This is a genomic window from Arenibacter sp. 6A1, from assembly GCF_012272855.1.
Classification (GTDB): Bacteria; Bacteroidota; Bacteroidia; order Flavobacteriales; family Flavobacteriaceae; genus Arenibacter.
In genome coordinates this window covers 79,331-95,139 of the sequence record NZ_JAAXCQ010000010.1, presented here as the reverse complement: position 1 = coordinate 95,139, position 15,809 = coordinate 79,331, and the positions used below count along the sequence as shown (strand labels likewise).

Genomic DNA, 15,809 nt, shown 5'->3' with positions numbered 1-15,809 from the left:
CTAGCAGTAAGCACCAAAGACCGAGCCAGAAAAATATGTTTTGGAAGTATTTAATTACATAAAGCGAGCATGCCAACTTTCTTCTGCCGGCACTTCCCAATGGCTAAGATACTCTTGTTTATTGGTAACCAAATTATTAAACACAATAGTGTTTTTGGATACAGCCTTATCCTTTGCCATTTTCTTAAAGTCGATCAATGGTTTATAGGCTATAAACTCTCCTTGTTTATAAGAAACATTCATTTTATCTAATAGCTCTATATTGTATTCTTTCTCCAATTCTTGAATAAAACGTACCGAGGCATCAATGGAACATCCAGATGCCATAGTTATGGATTGGTCCAAGGCCAGAATAATAAATCTATTATATCTTATTTCATATCCCGCATGTAAATCGCTCCCATGAGCTGTCCAGTTGGCAATAAATTCGTTTAATTGCAGCTGTACCTTTTCTAATTCGTCTGCTGTAAAACTTCGACTTGCTTGGAACACCCAAACCCTTGATTCATCCGGTAATGAAGAGAAATCTACTAACATCTTTTTTTTGTTTTTTTTTGAATTGTGTTAATTGGTTTTTGGTATTGGCCAATAGTTTTAGTGGTCACTAAATACTAAATAATTCACTTGATTATAAGTCTTCTGCGGTAGCTATCAGCTCTGCAATGTCCATTACCGCTACAGAAGATTCTTTTTCTTTATTTTTCACCCCATCGGTCATCATAGTGTTACAAAAAGGACAACCTGCGGCTATTATTTCTGGCTGTGTTTCCAAGGCTTGCTCGGTACGTTCAATATTTATATCCTTTGAACCTTTCTCTGGCTCCTTGAACATTTGCGCTCCTCCGGCCCCACAACACAACCCTCTAGATTTACAGCTCTTCATTTCTACCAACTCCGCATCTAATTTTCTGATCAGATCTCTCGGCGCTTCGTAAACGTTATTGGCTCTTCCTAGATAACAAGGGTCGTGAAAAGTAATCCTCTTACCTCTAAACTGACCGCCTTCCATACTAATACGGCCTTCTGTTAACAATTGTTTTAAAAACTGGGTATGATGAACTACTTCATAATCGCCGCCCAGCCCCGGATATTCATTTTTAATTGTGTTAAAACAGTGTGGACATGCCGTTACGACTTTTTTTATCCCATAGCCATTTAACACTTCAATATTTGTCACTGCTTGCATTTGAAACAAAAATTCGTTTCCTGCTCTTTTTGCCGGATCGCCAGTACAACTTTCTTCCGTGCCCAAAACTGCAAATTTCACTGCCGCTTTGTTTAATATTTTTACAAATGCTTTTGTTATTTTTTTTGCCCTATCATCAAAACTACCAGCACAGCCCACCCAAAATAAAACTTCTGGTTGTTCGCCTGCTGCAAAAAGTTCTGCCATTGTTGGCACTTTCAGTTCGTTTTCCATTTTATAGCATTCCTTTTTTATGATTCTTTAGACCAATTAAGCCTATCCATTTGGTTAAACGGCCATGGTGCTCCATTATTTTCTATATTTCCCATCATATTATTTAGGTCTGAGGGCGCTGCGGATTGCTCCATTACTAAATATTGGCGCATATCCATAATAATGGACAACGGATCGATGCTTACCGGGCAAGCCTCGACACAAGCATTACAAGTAGTACAAGCCCATAGTTCCTCCTGTGAAATATAATCGCCCAACAATTGCTTACCATCGGCCACAAACTGCCCCTTATTAGCATCAATGTTTTTGCCTACCTCTTCTAACCTGTCCCGGGTATCCATCATAATTTTACGAGGAGATAATTTTTTTCCGGTTTGGTTGGCAGGGCACTCACTGGTACAACGCCCACACTCTGTACAGGTATAGGCATTTAGCAATTGAACCCAATTTAAATCCTGTACATCCGAGGCTCCAAACTTCTCGGGTACCGGGGCATTTTCATCGGGCGCCGCAAAAGGATCTGCCGAAGGATCCATCATTAATTTCACCTCATTGGTAACAGCCTCTAAATTTTCAAATTGACCCTTAGGCTTTACTTTTCCGTAATAGGTGTTCGGAAAAGCCAATAAAATATGAAGATGTTTGGAATAGTACAGGTAATTTAAAAACATTAATATACCACTTATATGTAACCACCAAGCTACTCGTTCTACAATTATAATAGAACTTATGGACATTTCTTGGAAAAGAGGCGCTATAAACTGACTTATCGGGAATGCACCGGCTTTGGTATAGTGAGCAACGTCCATTTGTTGAAGCTGTAAATCGGCTGCATTCATGGTTAAAAAAAGAAGCATTAGAACAAATTCTATATATAGAATCCAATTGGCATCAGTTTTAGGCCAACCTTTCATTTCAGGGTTTAGGAACCTCTTTAACTTTATAATATTTCGACGGATCCAAAAAACGACTACCGCTACGATAACTAAGGCAGCTAGTACTTCAAAGGATGCTATTAACACATCATATCCGCTTCCTAGAAAGGCAAATATCCTATGAGTACCAAAGAGACCATCGATTATGATCTCTAAAACTTCTAAATTAATGATTACAAACCCCAAATACACAATAATATGCAGAATCCCAGGAATTGGCCTTACGACCATCTTTGATTGACCGAAGGCAATTCGCAACATATTGCTCCATCGTTGGGCCTTGTCATCACTGGTATCGACATCTTTACCCAGTTTAATGTTTCGTGATAGTTTTTGAATGTTCCTGGTAAAATAACCAATCCCTATAATCAATATAATTGCAAATACAATATTAGGAAGGTACCCCATAGCTTATTGTTCTGTTTTTTCTGCCGGATCGTCACTAGGAAGAGTGTACTCTGTTTGCTTTTTTCCAAAAACGGATACATTTACATATCGCTTAGGATTCAAACGAAAATCTTGTAAAAGCAAATCCAGTTCCTTTGAGGCTTCTGTTAAATTATTATATAAGGCTTTATCGTTTACCAATTTCCCTAAGGACCCTTCTCCGTTATCTAATTTAGCTAACATTTGATCTAAATTATTAATGGTAGATTGTAGACCCTTAAAAGTTTCTGTCAACCCTGCATTGGCCAACGAATCGGATATTTTACTAAAATTAGTAGTAATGTTATTTAGGTTATTGATGGAATTGTCCAAATTGCCTTTGTTATTGGTTAAAAGTGAATTAAGGGTGTTGGCACTTCCTTGAAAACTTTTAACCATAGCATTTAATCCGCTAATACTCTCTTTTAAGTCTGTTTTAGCTTTGGTATCCAAGACCTCGTTTATATTCATCAGTAAGGAATCTGCATTAGAAACAGCTCCTTCAATTTTCAATTGCAATGGCGCCAGGCGTTGTTGTAACATATCTGTCAATCCAGGTTTAGAATTAGACGTCAGTGTATCTCCGGATTTGGCCATTGGAGCACCATCAAAAACAGGTTTAATCTGTATACCTTTCCCCCCTATAATACCAGTATCGTACAGCTCGGCGGTACTGTTTTTGGAAAAGGAAAAATCGTTGTTCACTGTAAAAGTCACCAAAAGTTTTCCGGAATTGTCCTTAAACCTAATATCATTTACTTTTCCCACGGTAAACCCGTTAATAGTCACTTGGGTGCCCGATTGCAATCCGCCAACATGACTATACACCGCATAGAATGTTTTACTATTATCAAAAATTGGGGTCGATTTCAGGTAACTAAAACCTAAAATGAACAAAAGTATCCCGCCTAGAACGATAATACCTGTTTTGACTTCTCTAGATATTTTCAAAAGATTTATTTTTCAATTACTAACAAAATTAGAAATAATTTTTAGAAGACCTGCTATTATTCCGAAACGTATTTAAGGGCCTCTGCTTCGGAGATCCGCTTCCCGTCCTTATAAGCCACAATATATGATGACGTATACCCCTTAGCATCAGCATTCGACTTCAGCTCCTTAGCTTGAGAATGGGAACCTGTATTCCCATACATATATCGATAAAGATTTTTATAAGATTCCTTGGACAGTGAGTTTAATCCTTTAAAATTTTCTGATTTCAAGGATAAATTCTTAGAACTGGCCAAAATCTGCACTTTAAACACTATGTTAGTTTTATTAGCAGAACGTTTTCCTATGGTCTTCTCGGCTACTTTTTCACGGGCACCGGTATTATTAGGTATGGCATACTTTTGCTCGTCTGAGGAATTTAAAGCTAGATCCATATTCTTTTCCTCTGCTGAATTCTTAGAATCTGGAGTCTCGGGTATATTTTGAGCAATATCACTATTTACAACGACTTCTCCTTTATAACTTAAAATAGCATCGGCAATAGCACTCGCCATTTCATTATGCCCCCTACTAGAATTCAAGTACGCACCTTCGTTCTTATTGGTCAAAAAACCTGTTTCCACCAATACACTAGGCATAAACGTTTGGTGCAATACAATAAACCCTGCTTGTTTCACTTTTCTATCGTTTCTTTTTAGTCTTCCAGCGAAATTATCCTGCATTAATTTGGCCAATCTTATACTTTGATCTAAAAACTCCTCTTGCATAATAGTTAGTCCTATAACAGACTCTGGAGAATTAATATTATAGGCCGCGTATCTACTTTCATAGTTATCTTCTAAGTATATCACGGAGTTCTCTTTCTTGGCTATGTCAAAGTTTTGCTTATTGGCGTGCAATCCTAATACAAAAGTACCAGCTCCATGGGCATCGGAGTTATGGGAATCGCAATGTACAGAAACAAACAGATCCGCATTGGCTTTATTGGCTATTTCTCCTCGCCGGTATAAATCCACAAAAGTATCATCCTTCCGAGTATAAATAACTTTTATGTTCGGATTCCTTTCCAACAAGGCTCCGACTTTCAAAACTATTTTAAGGGCAATATTTTTTTCTAGGTAACCGTTCCCCATATTCCCAGGATCGTGCCCTCCATGGCCGGCATCCAATACAACAACAAATTTCTCGTCATTATCGACATTTGTATTATTTTTGCCAAACGAGCTTTGCAAAAAGACTAAAATCACTAAAGGGATAAGATAAAATCGTTTTAGACGCATATAATAAGTTATGATTAGATGTTTTTTTTATAATTAAATTTATTGTAATCGGCTACAGACGGAACAAAAAATATATGTAAGTTTGAACCCAAAATACAGCCCAATCGCTACAAAAATAGGACATATAGCTTTGCAATCAAATAACCAACATATACTTTTCCTATTCCTCCTATTATTTGGAGCCCTATCGTCTTCAGCACAAGAGGACCAAATTAAGCAATTACCCATAACTGCCGTTAGAGACACAATTGTAGCGCCACTCTTTCCGCCGCCTATAGCACAAGATTCCGTTTTAAGAGATTCTACTCAATTAGATTCCGTTAATGCGAAAAAGCCATTACTATTAGACAACATCAAATACAAGGCCAAGGACTATGTAAAGATGAGTAAAAAAAATCAGAAAATATATCTTTACAACGAAGCCGAATTATATTACCAAGACACTGAACTAAAAGCTGGCGTAATTATTATGGATTACGTAAAAAATGAGGTGTACGCCGGCCGAATAAAAGACTCCCTGGGAAATTACTCCCAGCTTCCCTACTTTAAACAAGGAAACAATATTGTAATCCCCGATTCTATACGATTCAATTTTGACACACAGAAGGCTATTATATGGAATTCTAGAACTGAACAACAAGCTGGATTAGGTCAGTTAGGTAGCGATGCAATGAAGGTGTATGCCCAGATCACCAAAAAAGAAAACGATTCTGTTTATTTTTTAAGTGAAGGAAAATTAACCACTTCTAAAGATACCGTCAACCCAGACTACTATATACGTATTAAAAAAGCGAAATTCGTTCCCAAAAAGAAGGTTATCGCAGGCTTTAGCAACCTATATATTGCCGATGTACCTACACCAATAGCCCTTCCTTTTGCTTATTTCCCACTTACTGTTGGAAGAACAGCAGGCTTAATGATGCCTACTTTTGGAAGCGATCCTAACCGTGGTTACTTTCTTCAAAACGGAGGATATTACATCCCTATAAACGACTATGCAGATTTGACCTTGACCGGGGATCTATATACCAACGGTAGTTATGGCCTTAGAACCCAGTCTATTTACACCAAACGATATAAGTACCGAGGGAACGTGAATTTTAGGTACGAAAACTTAGTTAACAGCCAAAAAGGATTTAGCGATTATAGTAGAAATACAATTTACAACATTCAAATATCACATTCCCAAGACCCTAAAAACAATCCGAATTCCAGATTTCAAGCCTCTGTAAACTTAGGTAGTAGTTCGTATTATAGAAATTCTTTATTACAACAGAATTTACCAAACACCCAAGTCAACAACTTGTCTTCTTCTATCTCATACTCTAAGACTTTTCCGGAATATCCTTCCGTAAATGTTAGTTTAACGGCCACGCACAACCAAAACACCAATACTGGCAATGTCGATGTTACCCTTCCGACTTTTCAAGGAAGCATGGAGCGTATTTTTCCATTTGCCCCTAAAGAAGGAATTAAAAAAGGTCTATTTGAAAATATTAATTTCCAATACAATCTAAATGCTCGTAACAGCATCTCGACCACAGAAGACGACTTTTTAACCAGTCGAATGTTTAAAGACTCTAAATTTGGAGCAAGACACACCATTCCCCTGAGCACCAACTTTAAGGTAGCCAAACACTTTAGCGTTAGTGTAGGTGGTTCTTATGAGGATGTTTGGGCCATTGAAACATACCGCAGAGGATACGACCCAGACAGCAGGAGAGAGGTTATAACTGACACCATAAATGGTTTTGACCGATATAATAAATACAATTTTAGCACCAGTATAGGGACAACCTTATATGGGACCTTTAACTTTGGAGAGGACAAAAAAATTCAGGCCATACGCCATGTCATGCGACCATCCTTAAGCTATGGTTATGCCCCTTCTTTTGAGCAATTTTACGATAGCTATATCGGCGCTAACAATGAAGAAGAACTATACAGCAGATTTGAAGGCACATTAAACGGCGCTCCTGGACTAAACAAGTCTAACTCCATGAGTTTCTCCTTAGGGAATCAATTAGAAGCCAAGGTACGCTCCAAAGACTCTACAGCCACCGAGCCCAAAAAGATATCATTATTGAGTAATTTAAATTTATCCGCTGGTTATAATTTTGAAGCCGACTCTTTAAAGCTAAGCCCTTTAAACGTCAATGGAGGAACAAACATCCTTAACAATAAAATGGCGATTAACTTTGGCGCAAGCTTAGACCCCTACGCCATAGACAATAAAGGAACCAGAATAAATACTTTTAATATAGATAACGGCGGAAGTCTTTTTAGACTAACATCGGCCAGGGCCAATATAAGCTACTCATTAAGCAGTAAGTCTTTTGGCAAAAAAGAACAGGAAGAAGAAGATAAAGACGAATATGATTATGTTGCTTCCAGTGGTGGTAGAGATGATGATCTTTTTGGTCGCGCGAACGATTTTAATGAAAACCGTCCTTCGGATCGGGATGCTATGGATAGTGAAGATGTTGAAAATCCCTTTTTCGGCACAAAATTACCATGGGACCTTCGATTATCCTATGCGGTTAACTACACCAACTCAAATCGTCAGGATGCCATTGGTAGCCACGCCCTAATGTTTTCAGGGAATATACAACTTTCTCCTAGATGGAAAGTAGGAGGCTCTTCTGGTTACGATTTTAAAAACCAAGGCTTCACCCTTACGCAACTCCGATTCGAAAGAGACCTAAAAAGTTTTAGAATGAACTTTAACTGGACTCCATTCGGTACGTACCAGCGCTGGTATTTCTTTATTGGAATAAAGAGTTCTATCTTAAAAGATCTTAAGTGGGAAAACAGAAGCCAACCCACTAGAAGAAGATAATTACATAGAAGTTAATCAAGTATTTTTAAACCCTGAACAAGATGAAAAAGATAATTACTACTGTAAACGCTCCTGCACCTATCGGACCTTACAATCAGGCTATATTAGCCGGCAGCACCTTATATATATCGGGCCAAATTGCACTAGACCCAAAAACGGGCGAATTGATCTCTGGAGATATTAAAACTGAAACGGAGCAATGTATGAAAAACTTAAAAGCCATTCTTACCGAAGCAGGAATGACTTTTGAAAATGTTGTTAAGTCGTCTATTTTTGTAAAAGATATGCATCAATTTTCTCAGATAAACGATGTATATGGCGCCTATTTTGATGCTGAAACGGCACCGGCCAGAGAAACCGTGGAAGTGGCCAACCTTCCTAAATTTGTCAATGTAGAAATTTCAATGATTGCTATACAATAGCACTCCTATGAAATTCAACCAAGCCATCTATAGGCCTTTGACGAATTACTCCTAATATCAAATCGTTTCTTTCTATCACGGTGGCTAATTCTTCTCGAAGGTAGTACGCTATACTTCCTACGAAACTTACAGGCACCTTGGTAGCAAGATCGAATTGCATAATGTAGTTGTTTACAAACTGCTGAAAACCTTTATGAATGACACCTTTACAATAAGGATGTTCTTTATTTTCTACAATAAACCTAGCAAAGGTCGCCAAATAGGTATTGGGATTAGGCTGCTTATATAAGTTCTCTTTTATAACATCGGCCTCTAAGTTGTATTCTTGTTCGAATTTCAAACTTAGGTCTTTTGGAATTTTATTGAAATAATAATCTCTTATTAATTTTCTACCAAAAAAGTTTCCACTACCATCATCCATAGGAATATACCCCAAGGAAGCTACTTTCTGATGCACCTCATTCCCATCGTAATAACTACAATTAGAACCAGTTCCTAGGATACAAACAATACTTTGATCTCCTATTTTAGTCGTAGCATAAATAGCCGCGTAGGTATCTTCTTTTACCTCAGCTTTAGCATTGGGAAAAAACTCATTAAAGATACTGGTCAAAAACACTCTCATTCGATCAGTTCCACAACCAGCGCCATAAAAAAACAAATGGGTAACAATTTCTCGATTTTGGGAAAGTTCAAAATTATTAGCCAATCTATCTTCTATAACAGGACGGGTTAACACTTCTGGACTCAACCCTAATGTTTGGGTAAAAAACAATTGGTTTCCCTTTTCATCCAAGGCTATCCAATCAGATTTTGTAGCACCACTATCAACAATCAATATCATAACGTATGTGTATTAAAAAAGAATCCTGAAAACAAACAAAGATATTGTTCACCTTCAGGAAACTTTATATTAGAAGCATTATCCTATAATTCCTGGATGTATTGCGCTAAATCAACCAATTTGTTGGAATATCCAGCCTCGTTATCGTACCAAGAAATAATTTTGAAAAATTTAGAATTCAATTCGATACCTGCACCAGCATCAAAGATACTAGTTCTTGCATCTCCAATAAAGTCTTGAGAAACTACTGCCTCTTCTGTATATCCTAAAACACCTTTCAATTCTCCTTCAGAAGCAGCTTTAAACGCTTTTTTAATTTCTTCATAAGAAGTCTCCTTCTCTAAACGAACTGTTAAATCTACTACAGAAACGTCCGCTGTAGGAACTCTTAATGCCATTCCTGTCAACTTCCCTTCCAATGCAGGAATTACTTTAGTTACCGCTTTAGCAGCACCAGTAGAAGCAGGTATAATGTTCAATAAAGCACTTCTACCACCTCTCCAGTCTTTTCTAGAAGGACCATCTACAGTCATTTGAGTAGCAGTAGTGGCGTGAACAGTCGTCATTAAGGCCTCTTCAATACCAAAGCTATCATTTAATACTTTAGCCAAAGGAGCCAAACAGTTTGTAGTACAAGATGCGTTAGAAACGATTTTGTCGCTTGCTTTAACATCTTTATGGTTAACACCCATTACAAACATTGGCGCATTGCTAGATGGAGCAGAGATAACTACCTTTTTAGCACCACCGTCAATGTGAGACTGAGCAGATTCCAAAGTAGTAAAAATACCAGTACATTCAGCAACTACATCAACACCTACTGCATCCCATTTTAAGTTTTTCGGGTCTCTTTCTGCAGTAATTCTAACGGTTTTACCGTTTACTACCAAGTTACCATCTTTTACTTCAACTGTACCATCAAATTTTCCGTGTACAGAATCATATTCTAGCAAATAAGCAAGATGCTCAACATCTAATAAATCGTTTATCGCTACAACATCAACATTTTCTCTTTTAACAGTAGCTCTAAATACTAATCTACCTATTCTACCAAAACCGTTAATACCTATTTTCAAATTTGACATTTCTATGTTTATTATGATTAAAATTATGTTGACATGATATCGGAAACCCTTATAAGTTCCTTATCAATTTTTGTATGTCCTTTTATCGCCTTGCTGATTGGTGTCAAGGTAATTTTATTATCCTGAACCCCCACCATTAGGTTTGTTTTTCCTTCTAACAAGGCTTCCACTGCCCTTACTCCCATTCTACTAGCCAACACCCTGTCGAAACAAGATGGCGAGCCTCCACGCTGCATATGTCCTAGAACAGATACTCGCACGTCGTAATCGGGAAGATGCTCTTCTACATATTCTTTTAGTTCAAAAACATTTTTCCCTGTTTTATCGCCTTCAGCAACCACTACGATACTAGAGGACTTTCCGGATAGCCTACTGCGTCTCAAGGATTCTACCAAGCGGTCTAGCCCTAAATTTTCTTCAGGAATCAAAATCTCTTCTGCTCCTGCTCCAACCCCTGCATTTAAAGCAATATGTCCGACATCGCGTCCCATTACTTCTACAAAGAACAAGCGATTATGAGAACTGGCCGTATCCCTTATTTTATCGATACATTCTACTGCGGTATTCAATGCAGTATCAAACCCCAAAGTATAGGTAGTTCCAAAAATATCGTTATCAATGGTACCAGGAATTCCAATCACTGGAAAATTGAACTCTTCGTTAAAGGTCATTGCACCAGTAAAACTACCGTCACCTCCAATAACCACAAAAGCATCAATACCTGCCTTCACTAAATTATCATAGGCCAATTGACGTCCTTCCTTGGTTCTAAAAGGCAAACAACGAGCAGACTTCAGGATTGTACCTCCTTTATTGATAATATTGTTTACGCTACGCGCATCCATTACCTTAAAGTCAGATTCCATCATTCCTTCGTAGCCTCTATAGATACCTACACATTCTACTTTTAAATATGCACAAGTCCTCACTACTGCTCTAATTGCAGCATTCATTCCCGGGGAGTCTCCTCCTGATGTAAAAACACCTATTTTCTTTATTGTTGAGCTCATGAAAATTTTTAAAAAAACAAAACTAGCAAACTTATTTTAATTAATGATTGACTTTGGATTTAATTTGAGCCCGGGGAGCCACTATAACGTTTTAGATAAATTATTTACTCCAAATTGTTAGATTCTTAGTCAGAATATAACAAAAATAAATCACAAGCACTCCTACTTTTATAGCTTTAACAATATAACGCAGCTTATTCTTTTCTCCCCAATATTTTTAACAACAAAGCCTTAAAACTATCAAAATCTACTTGATAAGAAAGCCCGATTCCTTGGGTATATCCTTGTCGGTCGGCCAGGAATTGTTGAATTTCATTTTCTCTATTAAAGATCTTAGCGCTTAACGTTCCTTCTTCATTTAATAGAATTTGTACTTCTACATCGCCAGCTACTACTGTTTCCGACACCCCACCAACAGGTACTCCTACCCTACCATTTAGCAACACTCTATCGCTTATTTGAGTAGACAAGGTTACTCCAATCCTATTTTCGGTCTGTATATCGGTATTTCGGTCTAGAATTCCTTGTTCATATGACAATCCTAAATTCAACTTATCATTTTCTCCAGACAACACTGAATTAAGCAGTCCGGAGGCCGATTGCAATAAGTTTCCCGTAACGGCCTGTTGATTGATTCCGGTACCTTCATTGACAAAAGAACCTTGAGCCAACAAGAACAAGGCATTTCTTTCTGCAATAGTAGGATCCTGTAGGCGATATTCCAACTCTGATTTTACAATAGAATTGGTACCCGGAAAATCGATTCTCCAATCGATGATAGGACTTTCTAGCTCCCCGGTCAAGCGAACTACTACATCTGTAGGTATCCGCCTGGTATAGCCAGGATTATCTAAAAGCGGCGCAGGATTGGCATTTAAAGAATAAACAGCTTCCATATCTAAACGAGCAGCCAAAGGATCGCGCTCCCAAGTAATCCTTCCATCTGGTTTAACCTTGAAAGTTTTATCTATAACCCCTCCAAACTTATAATGAAATTCGCCTGTCACCACAACAAAATCGCCATACATATTAAATTTGCCCTTGGTATTGATCTCTATAAACAAAATTCCCACCCCAGTACCTTTTAAAGAACTACCTGTCTTTGGGTCTACGACAATCTCTACCTCGGCCTCCGGGGTAACATCCAGGTTAAATGCTAATTCTAGCCCTTCATATTCCTTAAGCTTGCGTTTTTCATCATCGGGTATTTCGCCCTTATTACTTACAAAGTTGATAAAGGAAAAATCCCCTATACTAGCGACATCGCTTATCGGAATTTTTAATGAAGTTCCTCTCGCGGTTTCCCCATCTACATTAATTGTCAAAGCATTTGTAGGACCAAATATTCGTCCTTTACCCCTTAAATACCCCATCCCATAATACAAAACCTCTTCTTCGAAGGGAGTATTTAAAATTAGGAAACGATTGCTTCTGGTGTCTACATTTAAATCTAATACCCAGTCTTTAAAAAGATTATGAGTAATCGTTCCATCTAAAACAGCCTTTGTATTCATTGCTATATCGGTGAGCTGAATTTGTTGAAAGTTAAAAGTCTGCCCTGATAATTTTACTCTTGAATAGGGCCCAAAACTATAATCAACTTGTAAATATGGAACCGCTATCCCCGCGTCGTTAAGAGCGAGATTTCCCTTCATGTCCGGATTATTGATATCTCCTTTCAACTGAGCACTTCCCGATAGCAATCCACGTATATTGGTAATTACCCCTTCCCCAAGCGGACTAAATGGCTCTAGATTAAAATCTTGAAAATTAGCAATAAGGTTTGCCTGTGGCATATCTTTCTGATTTAAGATATTACCCACCACACTAAGCTTTTCGATCCCCCTATCAATCAAGGCTGAATTGACCACAAAATTTGTCAAATCCCTATTCCCGACAATACCAAGGGACAAATCTCCCAAGGGTATATTATTAATGCCAAATTTTTTAATATTAAGATTCGAAGACGGCAAATACACATTATCCCTTTGCAACACATTTAAGGTCCCATTGACCTCTCCATGAAGCTTTAAACTATCAATAGCTGGAGTAATCTTTGCTAAAGAAACTTGATTAAAACGCAATTCAATATCCTTAAAGGTAGAATCTGCCAATTGCCCTTTAAGCCTAATTTGCTCATGGTCCCCGTTGTTCATAACGATTTCTTCTATCGTTATAGAATCCAAGGTTTTGTTTAAGATAACCTTGTTTTTGTTATCTCCTTCTTTGTTCAGAATCCAAGTATTTCCTTTAAAACTAATATCGGAAGTTTTTAATCCTATAACCGATTTGTTCCCTTTATTGAAAGTGTGATAAAAATTAATATTATAACTATCATGAAAACCACTTCCCCCATGAAATTCCGTTCTAAAAAATAGGGTATCCTTTAAGGTGGTATTGATAAGGCTAAAGTTGTTTACGTCATAATACGGAGTTTCCAAATTCCCCACAGAAACATAGGTATTAAACAAAGGGTTCTTATTGTCAATCTTAATATCTATGCTATCTAACTCATTATTAAACGCTATAATACTAGGCGACTTAAAGTTCAGCTTAAAATCGCCTTCATCCGCAATTATATTCCCTTTTATAAATGTGTTTGGATCAAATTTCACCTCGGGAAAAAACACATCGACTATCTTATTATAAATCTTAAAATTAAAAGACAGTCTTTGTTGTTTAGAAATTTTAAACGGTCGATAATTGGTATAGATACTCCCTATGGAATTTTGCATCAATCTCCCCAATTCTTTTACTTTAAAAAATCCTTTCAGGTAACCTGTAATAATGTCTGGCGAATTGATGGTAATAACTCGAGTGCTATCATTCTCAAAAGTTGATGAAATTTTAAAATCTTCGAAGTAATAGGTGTCGTTTTTATTCTGATAATTGGTTTTTGAAAATTTGATATCCCCAACCAGATTATCCAAAGTATTTCCGCTAATGTCCATATTGACATCTCCCTTAAACACCGAAATACTATCGTCAATGATCTTTAGATTTTTTAAATTGGCATAATCTACCGAAGCAATAAAATTTAAATTACTTCTTCCTTCCCCAAAATCTGCCAGCCCTTTAAAACTAAACTTTGCATTTTCGTCATTGCTCAGCAAAGTACCATCAAACAACTGTTCCTTTAAGACTCCCGAAACCTTAAGTTTCTTGTATTTATAGCCATTAAACCCAAGTGAATACACTTCCCCAATGACTTCTGTATTTAAATTTTCTTTTATAAAGCCCTTACCTTCTACATTAAAATCGAGGGTTGTTAATCCTACTTTTTTGGTCTCCAACAAATCTCCCAAATCAAAATCTATTAAGGAGACAAAACCTTTGTAAGAGGCGTTGTCGATATCATTGATATCGGTTAGTTCCAAATCTACATAACTACTACCAATAAGGGTATTGATATTAGCCTTTGATATTATAGAAGACTCTGTAATAACAGCATCTCCCCTAACTGTAAACTGCCCTAATTTTTGAATTGAGGAGGGCAAAACCTCTCCTAAAACATTAGGCATCAAAGCCCTTAGCTCGTAATAATTTGAAGTTACGTTCTTCATTTCTGCCGTTAGAGCAAAACCACCTTCTTTATTAAATAAATTCTTAAAATTAAAGTCGCCACGAATACCAGTATCCTCCATGTTAAGGAAGAGGTCATAGGTATTCAGGTCGTTTAGGACACCATTTATCCGGGAAGAAAACAACACTTTTTTACCGCTACCAAATTGGTCATAAAGAAGGTTCACCTCGTCCAATGCAACTGTAGATTCAACAAACTTCGCAGTTATGTTTACTTTATTAATAAAATCGACAAAGTCCTTTCGTTCATAATCGAACACTAAACTCCCCGACAAATGTGATTCTGGAGTATCGATGCTTAAAGCATCAAAGCGCATTTGTTGTTTGGTATATTTAAATTTAGTGACCATTTTTTTCACCTCGACCCCTCTCTCGCTTATAAAAGACATACCGCGAATATTCGATACAACATCGGGTCCTAAGATTTGGAAATCCGTGGCCGAAATATTTAAATCTCTAAAATTCAACATTTCAGTATTCTCTTTATTTTCATCAAGAAGCTGAAATTTACTATCAGATATCTCTACGTCGGCAGAAGAGAAAAAAAATGGTGGCGTACCCGGTTTTCGGGGTTTCTTATCATCTAGTTTATCAATAAAAACCTCTAAATTAGAATTCTTCTCATCCTTATAGGTCTTTAATTTAAAGTTAAGGCGTTCAATTGCTATATCTCCTAATTGCAATTTTCCTTTGACCAGATTTGGAACATTTAGGATAGAAGTACTCAGGTGATCTATATAAAATAAAGTATCTTTCTTATAGTCTTCAACAAAAACTCCTTTCAAAGAGGTATCCCATGTAATCAGGGACACTTTTAACTTGTCTATATGGATGTTAGTGCCAAATTCTGAATTGATCTCATTGGCGGCATATCGGGCAAAGGAGGTCTGCACGAAAGGCATAGAAAGCACCATGGTGACCAAAACACAAATAAGAAGGAGCACTAAAAGTACTCGGACTACAATTTTTCTTAATTTTTTGATAGGGCTTTATGTTTTACCTTTGTACGTTCAAC

Annotated in this window: 11 protein-coding genes; 2 read left to right on the top strand and 9 right to left on the bottom strand. The window is 37.2% G+C overall.

The window, feature by feature from the left end; all coding sequences use genetic code 11:
• Nucleotides 1-54: 54 nt before the first annotated feature.
• The 5 genes from HCG49_RS10965 to HCG49_RS10945 all read right to left on the bottom strand — a co-directional run bounded on the left by HCG49_RS10965 (nt 55) and on the right by HCG49_RS10945 (nt 5,012).
• Nucleotides 55-537 carry an ABC transporter ATPase gene (locus HCG49_RS10965; RefSeq protein ID WP_168469579.1) on the bottom strand — a complete coding sequence of 161 codons (483 nt, stop codon included), beginning with the start codon at nt 535-537 and terminating at the stop codon, nt 55-57.
• A gap of 91 nt (nt 538-628) precedes the next feature.
• Nucleotides 629-1,420, bottom strand: coding sequence for a (Fe-S)-binding protein (locus tag HCG49_RS10960; RefSeq protein ID WP_168469578.1), 792 nt, complete (start codon nt 1,418-1,420; stop codon nt 629-631).
• Between the two features lie 17 nt (nt 1,421-1,437).
• On the bottom strand, nt 1,438-2,763 hold the full coding sequence (locus HCG49_RS10955; protein WP_168469577.1) for a (Fe-S)-binding protein: 1,326 nt from the start codon (nt 2,761-2,763) through the stop codon (nt 1,438-1,440).
• Between the two features lie 3 nt (nt 2,764-2,766).
• Nucleotides 2,767-3,732 (bottom strand): MlaD family protein, encoded by a 966-nt coding sequence (locus tag HCG49_RS10950; protein ID WP_168469576.1) that lies wholly within the window; start codon nt 3,730-3,732, stop codon nt 2,767-2,769.
• A 56-nt stretch (nt 3,733-3,788) separates the two neighbouring features.
• Complete coding sequence (locus HCG49_RS10945) at nt 3,789-5,012, bottom strand: N-acetylmuramoyl-L-alanine amidase (RefSeq protein WP_168469575.1); 1,224 nt, start codon at nt 5,010-5,012, stop codon at nt 3,789-3,791.
• A gap of 130 nt (nt 5,013-5,142) precedes the next feature.
• On the opposite strand from HCG49_RS10945, the gene HCG49_RS10940 reads away from it, so the two are divergent.
• Together HCG49_RS10940 and HCG49_RS10935 are read left to right on the top strand one after the other, a co-directional pair.
• A complete protein-coding gene (locus tag HCG49_RS10940; RefSeq protein ID WP_168469574.1) occupies nt 5,143-7,851 on the top strand; it encodes a putative LPS assembly protein LptD in 2,709 nt (902 codons plus the stop codon).
• A 41-nt stretch (nt 7,852-7,892) separates the two neighbouring features.
• Entirely contained in the window at nt 7,893-8,273 is a 381-nt protein-coding gene (locus tag HCG49_RS10935) for a RidA family protein (protein WP_168469573.1), read from the top strand.
• Here the strand turns inward: HCG49_RS10935 and HCG49_RS10930 are convergent.
• From HCG49_RS10930 to HCG49_RS10915, 4 genes are all read right to left on the bottom strand, one after another.
• A complete protein-coding gene (locus tag HCG49_RS10930) occupies nt 8,263-9,117 on the bottom strand; it encodes an N-acetylglucosamine kinase (RefSeq protein WP_168469572.1) in 855 nt (284 codons plus the stop codon). The genes HCG49_RS10935 and HCG49_RS10930 overlap by 11 nt on opposite strands.
• A gap of 83 nt (nt 9,118-9,200) precedes the next feature.
• Complete coding sequence (gene gap, locus HCG49_RS10925; protein WP_168469571.1) at nt 9,201-10,202, bottom strand: type I glyceraldehyde-3-phosphate dehydrogenase; 1,002 nt, start codon at nt 10,200-10,202, stop codon at nt 9,201-9,203.
• A gap of 23 nt (nt 10,203-10,225) precedes the next feature.
• Complete coding sequence (pfkA, locus tag HCG49_RS10920; protein ID WP_168469570.1) at nt 10,226-11,212, bottom strand: 6-phosphofructokinase; 987 nt, start codon at nt 11,210-11,212, stop codon at nt 10,226-10,228.
• Between the two features lie 194 nt (nt 11,213-11,406).
• Nucleotides 11,407-15,738: a translocation/assembly module TamB domain-containing protein gene (locus HCG49_RS10915; protein WP_317167491.1), complete on the bottom strand. Its 4,332-nt coding sequence runs from the start codon at nt 15,736-15,738 to the stop codon at nt 11,407-11,409.
• Nucleotides 15,739-15,809: the final 71 nt, after the last annotated feature.